Annotated in this window: 12 protein-coding genes; 8 read left to right on the top strand and 4 right to left on the bottom strand. The window is 64.9% G+C overall.

The features are described 5' to 3' along the window. The first annotated feature begins 186 nt into the window (after positions 1-186). Entirely contained in the window at positions 187-1,026 is an 840-nt protein-coding gene (locus GAU_RS15825) for a Spy/CpxP family protein refolding chaperone (RefSeq protein WP_156799085.1), read from the top strand. 13 nt (positions 1,027-1,039) lie between these two features. Here GAU_RS15825 and GAU_RS15820 read toward each other — a convergent pair whose 3' ends face one another. Beyond that, complete coding sequence (locus tag GAU_RS15820; RefSeq protein ID WP_052574492.1) at positions 1,040-1,798, bottom strand: nucleotidyltransferase family protein; 759 nt, start codon at positions 1,796-1,798, stop codon at positions 1,040-1,042. Beyond that, a complete protein-coding gene (locus tag GAU_RS21220; protein WP_015894905.1) occupies positions 1,795-3,009 on the bottom strand; it encodes an XdhC family protein in 1,215 nt (404 codons plus the stop codon). The genes GAU_RS15820 and GAU_RS21220 overlap by 4 nt, the downstream gene beginning before the upstream one ends. A gap of 172 nt (positions 3,010-3,181) precedes the next feature. On the opposite strand from GAU_RS21220, the gene GAU_RS21215 reads away from it, so the two are divergent. From GAU_RS21215 to GAU_RS21210, 6 genes are all read left to right on the top strand, one after another. Beyond that, complete coding sequence (locus GAU_RS21215; RefSeq protein WP_015894904.1) at positions 3,182-3,838, top strand: TetR/AcrR family transcriptional regulator; 657 nt, start codon at positions 3,182-3,184, stop codon at positions 3,836-3,838. A 23-nt stretch (positions 3,839-3,861) separates the two neighbouring features. After that, positions 3,862-5,403 carry a TolC family protein gene (locus GAU_RS15805; protein ID WP_169307708.1) on the top strand — a complete coding sequence of 514 codons (1,542 nt, stop codon included), beginning with the start codon at positions 3,862-3,864 and terminating at the stop codon, positions 5,401-5,403. After that, positions 5,400-6,572: an efflux RND transporter periplasmic adaptor subunit gene (locus GAU_RS15800; RefSeq protein ID WP_083765704.1), complete on the top strand. Its 1,173-nt coding sequence runs from the start codon at positions 5,400-5,402 to the stop codon at positions 6,570-6,572. The genes GAU_RS15805 and GAU_RS15800 overlap by 4 nt, the downstream gene beginning before the upstream one ends. Positions 6,573-6,579: 7 nt before the next feature. Beyond that, complete coding sequence (locus GAU_RS15795; RefSeq protein ID WP_015894901.1) at positions 6,580-9,744, top strand: efflux RND transporter permease subunit; 3,165 nt, start codon at positions 6,580-6,582, stop codon at positions 9,742-9,744. 151 nt (positions 9,745-9,895) lie between these two features. After that, complete coding sequence (locus tag GAU_RS15790; RefSeq protein WP_015894900.1) at positions 9,896-10,591, top strand: DedA family protein; 696 nt, start codon at positions 9,896-9,898, stop codon at positions 10,589-10,591. Then, complete coding sequence (locus GAU_RS21210; protein ID WP_015894899.1) at positions 10,560-12,644, top strand: hybrid sensor histidine kinase/response regulator; 2,085 nt, start codon at positions 10,560-10,562, stop codon at positions 12,642-12,644. The genes GAU_RS15790 and GAU_RS21210 overlap by 32 nt, the downstream gene beginning before the upstream one ends. Positions 12,645-12,656: 12 nt before the next feature. Here the strand turns inward: GAU_RS21210 and GAU_RS15780 are convergent, their stop codons facing one another. Further along, complete coding sequence (locus tag GAU_RS15780) at positions 12,657-14,141, bottom strand: pyridoxal phosphate-dependent decarboxylase family protein (RefSeq protein WP_015894898.1); 1,485 nt, start codon at positions 14,139-14,141, stop codon at positions 12,657-12,659. 124 nt (positions 14,142-14,265) lie between these two features. On the opposite strand from GAU_RS15780, the gene GAU_RS15775 reads away from it, so the two are divergent. Further along, on the top strand, positions 14,266-15,591 hold the full coding sequence (locus tag GAU_RS15775) for an aminotransferase class V-fold PLP-dependent enzyme (protein WP_015894897.1): 1,326 nt from the start codon (positions 14,266-14,268) through the stop codon (positions 15,589-15,591). A gap of 230 nt (positions 15,592-15,821) precedes the next feature. On the opposite strand, the gene GAU_RS15770 is transcribed toward GAU_RS15775, so the two are convergent. After that, a complete protein-coding gene (locus GAU_RS15770) occupies positions 15,822-17,162 on the bottom strand; it encodes an amidohydrolase (protein WP_015894896.1) in 1,341 nt (446 codons plus the stop codon). Positions 17,163-17,166 lie beyond the last annotated feature (4 nt).

The raw sequence follows: 17,166 nt of genomic DNA, 5'->3' as shown, positions 1-17,166 counted from the left end.
CACGGAGCAGAGGACGTCTACTGTTGACGCGGCAGGCAAAGCCGATGTTGGCGGTGGTCCGGTGTTCTGGTCTGCGTCGCTTAACGCCGGGATGTGTGTGCCGTCCAATTTCGTGAAGTGGGCGCCTCGGCAGCCTTTGTTGCCGGCTCACGGCGACCATGCACCTTTTCTGATAGAGAGGACATCATGCGTCACTCCCGTTCGATGCTCGTGGCCGCTGCCGCCGTGGTGAGTGTTTCCCTGGCCAGCTTGGCCAATGCACAGGGGCAGGCTCGTGGCCGTCGCACACCTCCCGGTGGTCCGCCGGGTGCAGGTGCAGCAGCCGGCGCACCTGCTGGCGCACCGGCTGGCGCCCCGGACGTCGCAGGCCCTGATCGCAATGGTGCACGGCCTGCGCGCGCGATGGGTGGCAGTCCGGCGTCTGCCTTGCTGCGGCTCAGGACGCAGCTCACGCTCACGGACGATCAGGTAAAGCGACTCGAAGCGCTCCAGAACGCAAACGTCCCTCGTCGGAATCAGGCCGACGAACTGCGCGCCCGAGCCGATTTGATGGACGCCATACAAGGCGACGGCAATCTGTCGGCGGCCCGTGCGGCGATGGACCGCATGCACAAGGTGCGTACGGATCGTGCAGTGGCGCAGCTCAAGCTGCGTCAGGATGCCCGCGCGGTGCTGACGGCCGACCAGAAGTCGAAGCTCGACAACATGCGGGCAGCGATGGGAGATCGTCGTCAGCGCATGGTGGCGCAGGGGCGGGGTGGCTTTGGGCCGGGGCCCGGGCGTGGGGCTTTCGGGCCCGGGGCCCGTGGTCGTGACTTCGTGCCGCCTGGTGTCCGCATGCGTCAGCCTGGCCCCGGCGCACCGGGAATGCGCCAGCAGTACGGCCCTCCGCGTGGCCAGATGGGCCCCGGGGGTATGGGACCGCGCATGCGTCGTGGTGGTGAGGAGTTGGACTCGCTGTCCCAGAACGAATCGCGTCAGGACCCGCGTCTGGGCTTCGACGCTCCCACACCGCCGAACAACTGATGTTGCCGGCTCGTCAGCGCTGGTCGGCTGACGGGTCCGGTAGTCCCGGCGCAGGGACGTCGGCCACGGGATAGGAAGCGGAGAACGGCGCGCGATCATGAGCCATGGGGTTCATGGTCGCGCGCCATTTTTCGACATCCTGGGGCGTGTCGATATCGAATCGTCCTCCCGTGAGCGGGACCGTCGCTGGAGGTTCGCGACGCAGGAGCGCGCGGGCGCCCTGGTCTCCCTGCAGTTTCATGAGACTGGGCCAGTCTGATCGTGGGAATACCGCGGGAATCCCGATTACCTGATCGGAACTGTCGTCTTGATATGACGATGCTGCTCTTTTAATGCCGTATTCTGAACAAGCCATAAGCGCTTGCAGATGGGCCACGTCTATGCCGGGCATATCGCACGCGGCGACCAGCAGCCCATCGGCGGAGGGGGCGGTAGCCGCCACGTAAGTCGATCCCGCCGCCACACTGCTTCCCATTCCTTCTCGCCAACTGGGATTGAGAAAGACTTCTACCTGCAAGTTTTCTATGGAGGACGTCACCTCTTCGGCAGACGATCCGGTCACGACGATCACCGGCCAGCATCCAGCCTGCAGCAAGGTTCTGGCGCTTCGGTGCACCAGCGTCTCGCCATGCGCGTCGCGCAGAAGCTGCTTCGGCGATCCCAGGCGCGTCGAACCGCCGGCTGCGAGCAGTATGGCCGCCAGGCGTCCAGGTGCGATGGGTTCGGCGGGTAGGGCAACGTCCGGCGGATGGTCCTGGTGCCGGTGCGTCATGCCGCTCCCGGCTCCTCGCTGTCGATCGGCTGGTTGAGCAGCCGAGGGCTGGGGGTGCGGGTGTGAATAGGACTCTGGCGCTCTCGGAGAAAACCGCCTGGCCGGGCATGCATCACCGCCTCGATCTCGGAGACAGCGGCCAGCGCGATGGAGGCCGGATCCTCTCCGCCAAGATCCAAGCCAATGGGTGCATGGAGCTTCCGCCGCATGCGTTCGGTGAGCGGTGTGCCACTCGACGCCAGGGAGGCTTCGACGGCTTCCAGCAATTGCGCTCCCCGCGCGCGCGAACCCAGCACCCCCACATACCCCACGGGAAGCGGCAGGGCCGCCGTCAGCCACGCACAGTCCACATCAAAAACGTGTGTCAGCAAAGCCACGGCTGAACGGCCGTCGTGTGGCAATGCCGCCAGCGCGCCCGCCGGGCCTTCCGTGGCCGACACACCCTGTCTGGCCACCCCCGTGGGGAGTTGAATGCCTTCGAGGAGGGCGGGGCGATGGTCGAGCACCGTCACCGACCATCCCATGGTGTGGGCGATGCGAGCGAATAGCTCCGCGCCACGCCCGGCGCCCACAATGTGCAGCGCGATCGGTGCTGACAGGGGCTCGACAAACACCGAGCCGACGTCGCCTGGCAGTTGATGCGCGAACGGCAGCCCCGTGCGATCCGCGGTCCGTACGAGTTCGACGATGGCGGCGGTTTCCTGCTCGGTCAGGGTGTCCCCACTCACCTTTTTGATGACCGCCGGATGGGTTGTGTCCGTTCCCCCCTCCACCAATAGGCGGACATCTTTGCTTTCGCCGGTTCGAATGAGCATCACCAAAGCGCCTCCATGACGACTCTTTCGTATCAGTTCCGCTTCTTCCATCCAGGAGAAGTCGGGTAGTGGCTCAAGCTGGATATGGGCCACGCCATCGCAGGCCGCACCAAATCCCCAGATGGTTTCGAGGTCGGTGCGCAGGTCGTACGTCAGTGTTGTCGCACGACCGCTGGTCCACACGTCCGCGGCGCGAGCGGCGACATCCGCTTCGAGGCAGCCTCCGCTGACCGCGCCTGCCAATATCCGGCCCTCGGTATCCACCAGCAGTCGAGCGCCCGGCTGCCGATACGACGAACCCTCCACATCTACGAGGGTGGCAAGCGCGAGCGCGACATCAGGCCGCACGGCCTTCGCGACCGCGGCGGCGTGGGCCAACTCGGCGAATCCGTTCACGGGAATCCGGGGGCCGGGGAAAGACGATGGGGGGACATCTCCTACTATAGGGAGCGCGTGACAAAAGCTCCAACGCGTTGGTACAGCTCGACGCGGCGTATTTCGTCCCGGGCTCGGCGTTGTCTGCAAGTACCTACTTGCGGCAAGCAATTGCTTGCACTTATGTACCGCGATGATTGATGACCACCGTCACCGGATCATTGAGGCCGCCGCACGCGTGTACGCCCAGCATGGCTGGCGGGGCGCCACCACCAGACGCATCGCTGATGAAGCGGGTGTCAATGAGGTGACGCTCTTCCGTCAGTTCGGTTCCAAGCACGCATTGCTCGACCAGATGATGCAGTTGTGCGCCCGTCGCGACAGCAGCCCGTCCATGCCGAGGACACCGAAGGATCCGGAAAACGATCTGCTGCAATGGGTCGTGAATCAGCACGAGAAGATCAGCACCATGCGATCCATCGTGCGGCAGATGATGAGTGATGCGGAGGAGCGGCCTGATGTTGCCGGCTGCGCTTCGCATGGCCCCAGCGCAGCGGCGGCGCAGCTGCGTGAGTACGTCGTGCAGCTCCGACGCCACGGGTGGATTCCCGAGTCGGGCGATGTCACACCGGCCGAAGTGCGTGCCGCCGTGACGATGCTGATGGGGGCGCTGTTCGCCGATGCGATGAACCGGGATCTCATGCCGGCGATGTTTTCGCTGCCGGTCCAGGAGAGCCTGCGCGGGTATGTGCGGATCTTCCTCCGCGGTATCGGCGTCCGGTCGGAACCCGAGACGTCAACCGCCCGTACGGTCGAACGCCGTTCGACCTTCACCTCTGTTTCCGAATGATGTCTTCCCTTCGTGCGACTGCGATGCGCAGCGCACTTCCGGCAACGATGACGTTGCTCGCCGTATTGCTGCTCGTGCCGATGGGTGCACAGGCGCAGTCCACGGCAACGCCAACACCGCTCTCCCTGGCGGAAGCCCTCCAACGCGCCGGTGGCACCAGCGAGCAGGTCGCGCTCGCCAAAGCCGGTGAACAGCGCGCCCGCGGTCAGCAGACGCAAGCGCGTTCGGCGCTCCTTCCGCAGGTCTCCACCACTCTCAACTGGCAGAAGCAGCTCCAGAATCAGTTTGCCGCCATCACCGAACGACTCGGTGGCAGCGGCGGCAGCGGTTCCGGCGGCAGCGATTCATCCAGTGCCGACAATCCGATCACGCGCATCTTCGCGTCGGAGTACAACGTCACGTTCGGGCTCACCGCCACGCAGCCGATCTATACAGGCGGTCGTGCGTCGGCCAACGTGCGCGCGGCCAGACTCTCACGAGAGTCGGCCGAAATCGGCATCACCAGTGCGCAGGCGCAGGTGCAGCTCGATATCACGCAGGCCTACTACGATGCGGCGCTCAGTGATCGTCTCGTGGCCATCGCCGATTCGTCGCTCGTGCAGTCGGAGCGCACGTTGCGTCAGGTGCAGCTCACCCGTTCCGTCGGCTCGACGTCGGAATTCGAGATGATCCGTGCCCGCGTGACACGCGACAATCAGCGGCCGGCGTGGCTGCAGGCCCGCACGTCGCGCGAACTCGCGTATGTTCGTCTGCGGCAGTTGCTTGATCTGCCCACTGATCAACCCTTGTTGCTCACCGACAGCATCGCTGATGCACCGGTGGCGGCTGCGGCGCCCTCCACGGCGGCAGCCCCCATCACCACGGTGAACGTGAGTCCGGCCGATGTGTTGCGGGTGGATCCGGCCGCACAGGGCAATGTCGCGCGTGTGGTGAGCGCGAGTGATACCACCGCCCGCGCGCGTGCCTCGGTGCGTCAGGCGCAGAAGGGCGTCGAAGTGGCCCAGCAGCAGCTCAAGGCCACCAAGGCCCAGCGTCTGCCGCAGCTCTCCGCGACGACCAACTACCAGCGACTCGCGTATCCGCAGAACGTCCTGCCGAAGAGCCTCGCGGACTTCTTCCCCAACTGGACGATCGGTCTCGGTATCTCCTATCCGGTGTTCAGCGGCGGACGGGTGCGCGGTGAAATCGCGGCGGCAGAAGCCGGCGTGATCGAAGCGCGTCAGCGCCTGAAACTCGCGGAGGAAGGCGCCACGCTCGACGCCCGTCAGGCGGCGCTGCAGCTCACCGAAGCAGAAGGCACCTGGCAGGCCAGTGTCGGCACCGCCGAACAGGCACAGCGCGCCTACGAGATCGCGGAAGTGCGCTTCCGCGAAGGCATCTCCACGCAGATCGAATTGTCGGAAACGCGTGTGCAGTTGCAGCAGGCGTTGGCCAACCGCGCACGTGCGGCGCGTGATCTGCAGGTCGCACGCAAGCGTCTTGAACTTCTTCCCTATCTGCCGCTGGCGCAGGCTTCGGCCGCAGCGCCGCAGGCGATGACCACGAATCCCGGTACCAGCCGATGATGACCACTACGCGCCGTGTGGCGCCCTATCTGAGCTTTTCGGTCCTGGCCCTGTCCGCAACCATGACGGCGTGCGGTAAGGCGCCGGAAGCGGCGCCCGCTGATGCGGTGGGTGCTCCGCAGGCGATCGGCGCCGAGAATGTTGCCGTCGCCCGGCAGGATACGCTGCGCAGCGGCCCCTCCATCTCCGGCACGCTCATCGCCGACCGGGAAGCCCGTATCCGCGCTGAGGTGTCTGGCGCGGTGTTGCAAACGCTGGTGGACGCCGGTCAGCGCGTCAGCGAAGGCACCGTGCTCGCCCGCATCGATGAAGGCACCGTCCGCGATCTCGCCATCTCCGCGCGGTCCGGTGTGGCGCAGGCGAACATCGCCGCCGAACAGGCGGCTCGGGAACTGCAACGGTCGAAGACGTTGGTCGCGGCCGGTGCCATCGCCGAACGTGACGTGGAAAGCGCCGAACGTGCGAACCTGGGCGCCCAGGCGCAGCTCGCCGATGCCAAGGCGCGTTTGTCGAGCGCAGAAAAGAACCTCGCCAACGCCACCATTCGTGCGCCGTTTGCGGGCGTCGTGGCCGAGAAGAGTGTGAGCCCGGGCGACATCGTGTCACCCGGCTCGGCACTGTTCACGGTGATCGACCCGCGCAGCTTGCGGGTGGAAGCGTCCGTGCCGGCCAGCGCGCTGTCGGAGGTGCGTGTGGGGGCGCCGGTGATGTTCAAGGTGAACGGCGCCGATCGCATGCTGGAAGGCCGGGTCACGCGCGTCAGTCCGATGGTGAATCCGCAGACCAAGCAGGTGAGCATTCTCGCCACGGTGCCGAACAGTGCCAACGCACTGGTGGCTGGTCTGTTCGTGGAAGGCCGCGTCGCCTCGGAGAAGCGTATCGGCATCCTCGTGCCGCAGCAGGCAGTGGATCTGGCAGGCATCACGCCGAGTGTGATGCGTGTGCGGGGCGGCAAGGTGGAGAAGGTGGAAGTGCAGATCGGCGTGCGCGATGAAGCTGCCGAACTGTTCGAGATCTCGAGCGGACTCGCGGGCGGCGACACGGTGTTGCTGGGCGCGGCGCGTGGCATCTCGGTCGGTGCGGCGGTCGTCGTATCGACGCCACGTGACGCGGCGGCGCGTGAAGCGGCCCCTCGCGATACGACGGCAGCAAAGACCAACAAGCCCTGAGGACCTCATGGTCATTTCAGATTTTGCCATCAAGCGCCCACTATTGACGGTTGTGGCGATGCTGGCACTGGTGGGCTTCGGACTCGTCGCGATGTCGCAGTTGCAGACCGACGAGTTCCCCGAAGTCCAGCCGCCGGTGGTGCTGACCACGGTGGTGTATCCCGGTGCCTCGCCAGAGCAGGTGGAGCGCGAAGTCCTCGAACCGATCGAAGAGGCGATTCAGTCCATCGCCGGCGTGAAGTCGATCAACGGTGAAGCCCGCGACGGCTACGCCCAGATCGTCACGCAGTTCGTGTTCTCGAAGGATCTGCAGGAAGCGACGCAGGACATTCGCGACGCGATCAGCACCAAGCGTCAGGATCTGCCCCAGGAAATCGAGGAGCCGATCCTGCGCAAGTTCAACCCGACCGACGCGCCGATCATGACGCTGTCGTTGTGGTCGAACACCATCACGCCGGCGCAGCTCACGTTGCTGGCCGACCCGGGTATCACGCGCGAGCTGCGCGCCATTCCTGGCGTGGCCGACGTGGCGATCACGGGTGCCGTGAAGCGCGAGCTCACCGTGAACCTCGATCCGCAGCGGCTGCTGGCGGCCGGTGTGAGCGTGCCGCAGGTCGTGGGCGCGTTGCAGGCCGGAAACCTCGCGGTGCCGGTGGGGCGTCTGAATGGTGCACTCGACGAGCGCACGATTCGTCTGCAGGGTCGCCTGAACAACCCGCAGGATTTCATGCAGTTGGTGGTCTCCGAGCGCAACGGTCGCATCGTGCGTCTGGGCGATGTGGCGACGGCCGCGGACGGCATCGAGGAGCAGCGCACCATGGCGCTCTTCAATGGCCGCGATGCGGTGGGGCTCGAGATCAAGAAGACCAAAGGCTACAGCACGACCACGGTGGCCGCGGCGATCCTCAAGAAAGTGGAATCCCTGCGTCCCACCTTGCCGCAGGGCGTGCAGTTCGAGGTCGTGAAGGACAAGGGCGAGCGTGTCACGCACTCCGTGGACAACGTGGTGGAAGCGCTGATCGAAGGCGCGGCCCTCACGGTGCTCGTGGTGTTCCTGTTCCTGAACTCGTGGCGTTCCACGGTGATCACGGGCTTGGCCCTGCCGGTGTCCGTGATGGCGTCCTTCGTGGCCGTGTGGGGCTTCGGCTTCACACTCAACACGATGTCGCTGCTGGGTCTCTCGCTGGCCATCGGTATCCTGATCGATGACGCCATCGTGGTGCGCGAGAACATCGTGCGACACGTGGAGATGGGTAAGGATCACTACACGGCCGCACGCGAAGGCACCGATGAAATCGGGCTCGCCGTGGCCGCGACCACGTTCTCCATCGTGGCCGTGTTCGTGCCGATCGCGTTCCTCGAGGGTGAAGCGGGCCAGTGGTTCAAGCCGTTCGCGCTGACCATCGCCTGTTCGGTGCTCGTGTCGTTGTTCGTGTCGTTCTCGCTCGATCCGATGTTGTCGGCCTACTGGCCTGATCCGCATCTCGAAGAGCACCAGAAGAACTGGCTCACCAAGCAGCTCGACAAGTTCAACAACTGGTTCAACGGACTGGCATCGGGCTATCGCCGCCTCGTGGGTTGGGCGCTCGACCATCCGAAGAGCATGGTGATGCTGGCTGTGTCGTCGTTCGTCTTCGCGTTGGCCATGCCCGCGATGGGTCTGGTGGGTGGCAGCTTCTTTCCGCTCGAAGACAACGCCGAGTTGATGATCAACGTGGAATCACCGCCGGGCGCCAATCTCGACTATCTGCGCCAGAAGGTGAACGAGACGTTGGCCATCACCGCCGACACGTCGCGTTATCCGGAAGTGGCGTACTCGTTTGTGACGGCGGGTGGTGCGAGTGGTGCGGTCGATCTGGGCAGCATCTACCTCAAGCTCTACAAGAAGGCCGATCGCCTGAAGAAGGGACAGCGTGATGCCGAGACGCTGGGCGCTGCAGTGCGCAAGGACGTCGAACAGATCGGTGGTGCCACGGTGTCGGTGTTCACCAACGACTTCGCGGGCCAGGAAAAGCAGATCTCGCTCGAGTTGCGTGGCCAGAACAAGGACGCGCTGCAACAGGTGGCCGATCAGTATCTCGCGGCACTCAAGAGTGTGCGTGGCGCGGTGGACGTGGGGCTCAGCACGAAGGGGCAGAAGCCCGAACTGACCGTGCAGATCGACCGCGGTCTCGCGGGCGCAATGGGCATCAGCGTCGGGCAGGTGGCGCAGGCCATCCGTCCGGCGTTTGCGGGTCTCGACGCGGGTGACTGGGTCGATCCCACCAACGAGACGCGCAAGGTCATGGTGCGCCTCTCGCCGGAAGCACGTGCCCGCGGTGCCGACCTCGCGCAGTTGCCGATCGCCGTGGGGCAGGGCAACGGCACGACGCTCATCCCGCTGCAACAGGTGGCACGCATCCGCAGCGATCTCGGTCCCGCGATCGTCAATCACCTCAATCGCGACAACGTGATCAAGGTGCAGGCGAATGTGGCCGGTCGGTCCCTCACGGAAGTGATGGACGATCTCACCCGCAAGACGAAGGACATCGCGCTGCCGCCGGGCGTGACCTTCTCGAGCGGTGGTCAGGTGGAACAGCAGAACGAAGTATTCTCCAGCATCTTCATCGCGCTCGGTGTGGCCGTGGCGCTGATGTACATGATCCTGGTGGTGCAGTTCGGCTCATTCCTCGATCCGATCGCCATTCTCATCTCGTTGCCGCTCTCGCTGATCGGTGTCATGGGCGCGCTCGCCATCACCGGCAATACGATCAACCTGATGAGCCTCATCGGTGTGATCCTGTTGTGCGGCATCGTGGCCAAGAACGCGATTCTGCTCATCGACTTCGCCAAGTGGGCACGTGAGCGCAACGGCATGCCGCTGCGTGAGGCGCTCATCGAGGCGGGAGCGATTCGTCTGCGTCCCATCCTCATGACCACGTTCGCCCTGATTGCCGGCATGATCCCGGTGGCCCTGGGGCGTGGTGAAGGTGCACAGTTCCGCGCACCGCTCGGCGTGGCCGTGATTGGTGGCGTGATCACCAGCACGGTGCTGACGCTGCTCGTGATCCCGACCTTCTACGAGATCTTCGACAACATGCGGACGGGGGCCCTGCGCCGCGCGGGGCTCACGCCGCCGCACACGGGCCAGTTCCGCACGTTCGAGGCGCCTGTCACTGGTGTGGGTGACTGACGTGGTGTGAGAGCGGCACATGGGGCGGTTCCCGGACATCGGGGGCCGCCCCATGCTTTTTTCCACCGTGTGCCATAGGGACAGAACGGAGCGGGGAATGCCGATGGGGAGCGAACTTCATGCGCGGTGACGGGTTTACATTCTGATCGTTATGCGCCTGTGGTTCTTTCCTGCCCTGTTGGTTGCCGGTAGCTGGCTGACCGCCCTTTCCGATGGCCCGTGGACCTATTGGGTCCTCGGCGCCAGCGCGATTATCACCGAGGAGCTTGGCCCAATCTTCGGTGGCATTGCCGCGCATGAAGGTCAACTGCATCTCGGACGGGTCATTGTCGCCATCACTCTGGGTGGATGGGTGGCCACCGTGCTGCTGTACGGGGTTGGTCGTCTCAAATGGGACGCCATCCGTCGGCGTTTTCCCCGGGCCCGAAGCACGGGGACCGTCGCCCTACGGGTGGTCCGCAATAACCCACTGAAAGCGTCGTTTTTTGTGCGCTTCGCATTTGGTTTGCGCATTGTACTCCCTATGGCCTGTGGCGCCGCAGGTGTACCTCTGTACATATACCTGCCAGTGTCCTTGCTTGGTTCAGTGGTGTGGACGAGTTTCTTCGCAGCAGTGGGATATGCTGCCGGCGAAGCTGCAGTCCAAGCCATTGGTCATATTGGACAGGCGGGGGAGTTGGTCGGTGCCGTGCTGCTCACGATCGCGATTCTGGCGTTCGTGCGTTGGCAGCGGAAACGACGTGAGCGCAAGGCGGCGCGCTCCGACACTCGCCGCGATGCAGTACCCCTTCCTTCGGATCACGCGCTGACCCACGATGACATCGACATCGGGAGTACCCGACAGTGATCTGCGCGCGCTGCTCGGCGCGGTAGCCGCGGCATCGTCATTTGAAGGGTCGCTCGATGCCATCTGCCTTGGCGTCGAAGCGCTGCTGCCCGGTGCACGATGCACGATCCTGCTCGTCGACCCCGCGGCGGGCCTCCTGGAACCCGGCTCCGCTCCGTCGATGTCGCCCGAATTCGTGGCGCTCACTCGTCACTTGCCCATCGGCGCAGACATCGCCACCTGCGGACGCGCGGCGGCGACGCGCCAGGTGGTCATCAGCGAAGACATCCGTATCGCGCCGTCATGGGCGCGATGGGCCGCCGCAGTGGAACCGTTCGGGTTCCGCTCGTGCTGGTCGATGCCCATTCTCACGCTCGATAGCACGGTGGTTGGCACCTTTGCGATCTACCGCCAACGTGTGGGCGCGCCCTCGGAGCATGAGCTGCGCCTGATGGAAGATGTGGCGCGTGTGGCGGCGCTGCTCATTGGCCGCTCGCAGGACCATCGCACGGTCGCGTCGGAAAACACATTGCGGGATGCCATCGAAAGCCGGCGTTTCATCGATCGCATCATGCAGGCCATTCCCGATGTGGTCTACACGTTCGATCTCGCTGAGCGCCGCATGACATTCGTGACGCCGTCATGCGAACGGGTGGTCGGTTATTCGGTGGCCGAGATCATGGAGCTCGGTGCGGAACTGTGGATGCGACTGGTGCACCCGGAAGATCTGACCGCGCTGGCCGCCTATACGGAGAACTGGAAAGGCACGATGGACCCCGAGGTGCGGTCCATCGAGTATCGCATTCTGCATCGTACGGGTGGTTGGCGCTGGCTGGTGCAGCGGTCGCTGGTACTGTCGCGCGATGCAAAGGGGCAGCCCACCACGACGCTCGGCGTCCTGCAGGACGTCACGGACATCCGGCTCAGTGAACAGCGCCTGCGTCAGGCGGAGCGTATGGAAGCACTGGGGCGCCTGGCTGGTGGGATCGCGCATGACTTCAACAACCTGCTCACGGTCATCCTGCACTCCGCGGAGAGTGTCGATGGCACGATCACGGATGATGCGGCGCGTGAGGCCAATGCCGACGTGATGGCCGCGGCAACACGCGCCCGTGACCTGGTGCATCGCATTCTCACGTTCAGTCGCATGCGTGATGCCGTGCGCGAACGATTCCGCCTGGCGGATGTGGTGGGTGAGGCGGTGCGTTTCTTCGTGGTGTCCAAGCCGTCCACCCTGGAGTTGGATGTGCAGCTCGCCGCTGAATGCTGTGAGTTGGAAGGCGATCCTTCGCAATTCCAGCAGGTGGTGCTCAATCTGTGCGCAAACGCCGAGTACGCACTGCGTGGTGTGCGTGATGCGCAGCTCGAGATCTGGCTCTCGACCGAGGTGGTCACCGAGGACACTGCCGCGGCGATGCAGGTGGCACCTGGGCATTGGGCGCATCTGACCGTCCGCGACAACGGATCGGGGATGAGTGAGGATGCGCTGACGCGGGTGTTCGAGCCGTTTTTCACGACCAAACCGCAGGGTGACGGCACCGGTCTCGGTATGGCTGTCACACTCGGCATCGTGCAGTCGCACGGTGGACATGTGCAGGTCCGCAGCCAGTTGCATCGAGGCACGACCGTGGAGGTGTGGGTGCCCATGCTCGAAGCGGGCAAGGAGTCGCGGCCCGCTCCGAGCTCGGTGGCGGATGCCGCGCGCGCACCGCGGACCCGCCGGATCCTCGTGGTCGATGACGAGCCGGCGGTGGCCCGCGCGCTGACCCGGCTCCTCAGCTCGATCGGACACGAAGTCACGACGGAGACCGATCCCGAGGACGCATTGCAGAGCGTTGTGCGCAACCCGATGGCGTTCGACGTGATCCTCACCGATCAGACGATGCCGGGTATGACCGGCGATGCCTTGGCGCGCGCCGTGCTGTCCATCCGTCCGGATCTGCCGGTCGTGCTTTGCTCAGGCTACAGCGAGCACTACCAGCTCGATGATGCGCAACGCGACGGGATCCACGCGTTCCTCACCAAGCCGCTCGATCGCGAACAGGTACGCAGTCTCCTGGACAGCCTGAACTAAGAGTTCGCTCGTTCAAGAGGCAGCGTTTCCGACCACGGCTGCGGCGTCGCGCAATTCGCGCCATGCCAGTTCCACGTGTTCGCGATCGGTGCGGATATTGCCGATGGCCAGGCGCAGCGTGTAGCGGCCATCGAGCTTGGTGTGGGAGAGGTACACGTGGCCCCGCGCATTCACCCGTTCCATGATCGCGGCGTTCACTGTGGCAATGGTTGCCTCATCGGCGCCGGCCGGGACATGACGGAAGCAGACCAGGGACAGCGTGACCGGGGCCGTGATTTCCCAGCCCCCTTCGAAATGCACCATGCCGGCAAAGTCGCGTGCCAGTTCACAGTGATGCCGGATGCGTTCGGCCAGTCCTTCGGCACCGTACGCCCGCATGATCATCCACAGCTTGAGCGCGCGGAAGCGCCGGCCGAGTTGGATGCCGTAGTCCATCAGGTTGGTGGTGGCGTCGGGCGTGCGGGTGACGAGGTATTCCGGCAACAGCGCAAACGCCTGACGCAGCGTGGCGGGGTCGCGCGTGAACAGCACTGAGCAGTCCATGGGGGTGAACAGCCACTTGTGCGGATTCACCACCATCGAGTCGGCGCCGTCCACACCATCGAGCAGGTAGCGGAGCTCCGGCACAATGGCGGCCACCCCGCCGTACGCCGCATCCACATGCACCCAGCAGTTGTACTGCCGCGCAATGCGCACCACGGCGGGGACCGGGTCGATGCTGGTGATGCTGGTGGTGCCCACGCAGGGCACCACGGCGATGGGTCGGTAACCCGCCGCCACATCCGCTGCGAGCGCTGCCTCGAGCGCATCAGGGCGCATGCGAAACTGTTCATCCACCGCGACCTTCACGCAGTTCTCATGGCCCAGTCCCAGTGCCATGACGGCCTTGTCGATGGATGAGTGGGCGTGCTCGCTGCAGTACACCCGCAGGCGCGGCATGTCCGTACGGCCAGCGAGGCCTTGCGTGCGCACATCGAGACCGGCGCGCTCGCGGGCTGCAGCCAGTGCGTAGAAGGTGCTGACACTCGCCGTGTCGGTGATCTGACCGGTCCACCCTTCGGCCAACCCGAGCAACTGACGCAGCCAGTCGAGCGTGAGTTCTTCCAGTTCGGTGACGGCAGGGCTGGTGATCCAGAGCATGCCGTTGACGTTGAGCCCTGCCGTGAGCAGCTCACCGAGAATGCCGGGGTACGATCCGGAGTTGGCAAAGTACGCGAAGAAGCCCGGGTGATTCCAATGGGTGATACCGGGCAGGATCGTGGCGTGGAAATCACGCAGCATCGCGTCCAGCGGCTCACCATGTGTCGGCGGCGAGGCGGGCAGGGCGCTGCGCACATCGCCAGGACGCACGCGGCTGCGCACCGGGTGTGCGGCCGGATTTTCGAGATAGTCGGCAATCCAGTCGACGGCCGCGTGGGCGGCGGCGCGGAATTCGGCGGCCGGGACGTCGCCAATGGGCGAGTCGCCGCGGTGCGGGGCGGACGAGCGATCAGTCATGCCTGTGAAGCTCATCAGCGTACCGGAATCCGGCCAGTATGGGGACCGGCGCCGTTCCGGTCACGGTCCTGCACGAATCGGTGTGCGCCGTTGCGGAGGACGCACGGTTCCCGTAGCGTCAGGCATGACTGGCTCTTCCCGGCGCGAATTTTTGCGCGACTCGGCGGTCCTTGGTGCCGCCTCCCTGATGGCTCCCGCCACGATGGCGGCGGCCCCTGCATTCCCGGACGCCACGGCCCAACCGCTTTCGCCGCACACCGGTGCGTTGGATGTGGTGGCGCAGGACGAGGCCTACTGGAAGAAGGTGGCGGATCAGTATCGGGTGACCGATGCGGTCACGAACATGGAAGCCGGATACTGGGGCCTCATGTCACAGCCGGTGCTGGCGAAGTATCACGAGCACATCGACCGGATGAACCGCGAGAACTCGTACTTCGCCCGTCGCGAATTCCCGCCCCTCATGCGCAATGCGCGTGATCGGGTGGCGCAGTTCGTGGGTGCCAAGCCCACGGAGATCGCACTGTCACGCGGCGCCACCGAGGCGTTGCAGGCGCTGATCAGCCAGTACAACAAGGTTGGTCCGGGCGACACGGTCATGTACGCCGATCTCGATTACAACGCCATGCAGTGGGCCATGAATGGGCTCGCCGAGCGGCGTGGGGCCAAGGTGGCCCGCTTCGATATTCCTGAGCCGGCGACGCACGCGAATATCATCGAGGCCTACACCAAGGCTCTCGATGCGAATCCGCGCACCAAGTTGCTGTTGCTCACGCACTGCAACAACAAGACGGGGCTGTTGCTGCCGGTGAAGGATGTGGCAGCGCTCGCGCGCAGCCGTGGTGTGGATGTGGTGGTCGACGCGGCCCACTCGTTCGGACAGGTGCCACTCACGGTGGACGAGGTCGGGGCCGACTTCATCGGCCTCAATCTGCACAAGTGGATCGGTGCGCCGGTGGGCGCGGGCGCGATGTATATCCGTGAGGGAAAGCTCGGGGCCATCGATCGGGCCCATGCCGACGAAAGCGCGCCGGCCGATCGTATCGACAGCCGCCTGCACACCGGTACTGTGAACTTCGCCACCGTGATGACGATCCCTGATGCCATCGACTTCCAGCAGTCGATTGGTATCCCGCAGAAGGCGGCGCGGCTGCGCTACCTGCGCGATCGCTGGGCAAAAGCTGTGCGCAATGTGAAGGGGGTGGACGTGCTCACACCCGACGACACGCCGCTCACCGGCGCGATCACGGCGTTCCGCCTGAATGGCAAGGGCACGCGCGAGGCCAACAATGCCATCGCCAAAACGCTGCTCGACGAATTCGGCGTGTTCACGTTCCAGCGCACCGGCATCGCCAAGGGCGACTGCGTGCGCGTGACACCAACGCTCTACAACACGCCGGCCGACGCCGACAAACTTGCTGCGGCCATCAAGACCATCGTGGCGCGGGCGTAGGCGCGCAAGGGAATTGGAAGGGATGTAAGGGTTGCCTGCCGGGCCGCCTGCGGCGGCGAAAACAGCATGACACAAAAATGAAAAAGGCAGGGTGGTCTCGATTGTACGGACAAGTCCGTGCACATCACCGAAACCATCCTGCTTTTTTCCTTTGCAGTCCCGCGGCTTTCGGGCCCGCAGGGCGCCCAGGTCGTTTCCCTTGCAGTTTCCCTTCCCGCTTCCCTTCCCAGTTACGGCGTCTTCGGAATCCCGCCGCTCACCAGGAACTCGAGCGCCACATTGGCCATCGCGCGTGTCCCCACGGGCAGCGCGGCATCATCACCCTGGAACAGCGGCGAGTGATTGCCGGCCACGTTGAACAGGTCCACGTTCGGCGGAGTCACGGAGAGATTGAAGAAAAAGCCCGGCGCCTTGTCGGCGAAACGGGAGAAATCTTCACCTGCCATGCTCGGGCTCTTCGATTCGAAGGCTCCTTTGCTGCCCGCCACGCGCTTGAGCGCGGGAGAGAAGCGGCTCACCATGGCCACGTTGTTGAGCGTGCTGCTGTAGCCCAGCTCCACGTGCACTTCTGCCTTGGCGCCATGCGCTTCGGCGATCTTGGTCGCGATCAGCTTCAGGCGATCCGCGATCACCTGACGCGACTTGGGATCGAACGTGCGAATGGTGCCGATCATCCACACGGAATCCGGGATGATGTTTTCACGCAGACCGCCATGAATCGCGCCCACGGTCACCACCGCCGGTCCGGACGTCAGGTCTACTGAGCGAGAGACAATCGTCTGCAGTGCCGACACGATTTCCGCGCTCGCCACGATCGGATCCACGGCGTTGGCCGGCATCGCACCGTGTCCCTGACGGCCGCGCACGATGATCTTCCAGCTATCTGCCGCAGCGGTGATGGAGCCGCTGCGATACGACAGAGTACCGCTCGGGCCAGGTCCGACGTGCAGGCCAAACACGCCATCCACGCCCGTCATCGCGCCGGCGTTGATCATGGCGAGCGCGCCGCCGTTGGGTGGCACTTCTTCGGCAGGCTGGAAGAAAAACTTCACCGTGCCCGGGATGCGGCTCTTCATGCCCGCGAGGACTTCGGCGGTCCCCATGAGCATCGCCGTGTGCATGTCGTGGCCACAGGCGTGCATCACACCCGTCTCCACGCCGTTGTAGACCGTGCGCACCGTACTCTTGAACGGCAGGTCCACCAGCTCCGTGACCGGCAGCGCATCCATATCGGCGCGCAAGGCCACCGTGGGGCCCGGCTTGGCGCCTTTCAGGGTGCCGATCACACCGGGAATGCCACCCACATTCTCCTGGACCTCGAGTCCCAGCGCACGCAGATGCGCCGCAACCAGCGCCGCCGTGCGCTTTTCCTGGTAGCCGAGTTCAGGGTGCTGGTGAATGTCATGACGCCACGCCGTGATCTTGTCGGCGATGGCGGCGGTGCGCTTGTCGATCTCCGCCGCGAGGGCAGGATCGAACGGCGCAGCCTGGGCGGCAAGGCGCGGAGCGACGGCCGTTGTAACCAGCGCAGCGGCCGTCGCGAAGCTCAGGAAAGAATGACGTCGGAACACGAGG

The organism is Gemmatimonas aurantiaca T-27, assembly GCF_000010305.1.
Classification (GTDB): Bacteria; Gemmatimonadota; Gemmatimonadetes; order Gemmatimonadales; family Gemmatimonadaceae; genus Gemmatimonas; species Gemmatimonas aurantiaca.
This window is presented reverse-complemented; position numbering and strand designations above follow the sequence as displayed.

What these genes read in the sequence shown, in the direction of transcription:
- GAU_RS15825 (WP_156799085.1), top strand. Translation starts at nt 187, where the DNA reads ATGCGTCACTCCCGTTCGATGCTCGTGGCCGCTGCCGCCGTGGTGAGT.
- GAU_RS15820 (WP_052574492.1), bottom strand. Translation starts at nt 1,798, where the DNA reads ATGACGCACCGGCACCAGGACCATCCGCCGGACGTTGCCCTACCCGCC.
- GAU_RS21215 (WP_015894904.1), top strand. Translation starts at nt 3,182, where the DNA reads ATGATTGATGACCACCGTCACCGGATCATTGAGGCCGCCGCACGCGTG.
- GAU_RS15805 (WP_169307708.1), top strand. Translation starts at nt 3,862, where the DNA reads ATGCGCAGCGCACTTCCGGCAACGATGACGTTGCTCGCCGTATTGCTG.
- GAU_RS15800 (WP_083765704.1), top strand. Translation starts at nt 5,400, where the DNA reads ATGATGACCACTACGCGCCGTGTGGCGCCCTATCTGAGCTTTTCGGTC.
- GAU_RS15795 (WP_015894901.1), top strand. Translation starts at nt 6,580, where the DNA reads ATGGTCATTTCAGATTTTGCCATCAAGCGCCCACTATTGACGGTTGTG.
- GAU_RS15790 (WP_015894900.1), top strand. Translation starts at nt 9,896, where the DNA reads ATGCGCCTGTGGTTCTTTCCTGCCCTGTTGGTTGCCGGTAGCTGGCTG.
- GAU_RS21210 (WP_015894899.1), top strand. Translation starts at nt 10,560, where the DNA reads ATGACATCGACATCGGGAGTACCCGACAGTGATCTGCGCGCGCTGCTC.
- GAU_RS15780 (WP_015894898.1), bottom strand. Translation starts at nt 14,141, where the DNA reads ATGACTGATCGCTCGTCCGCCCCGCACCGCGGCGACTCGCCCATTGGC.
- GAU_RS15775 (WP_015894897.1), top strand. Translation starts at nt 14,266, where the DNA reads ATGACTGGCTCTTCCCGGCGCGAATTTTTGCGCGACTCGGCGGTCCTT.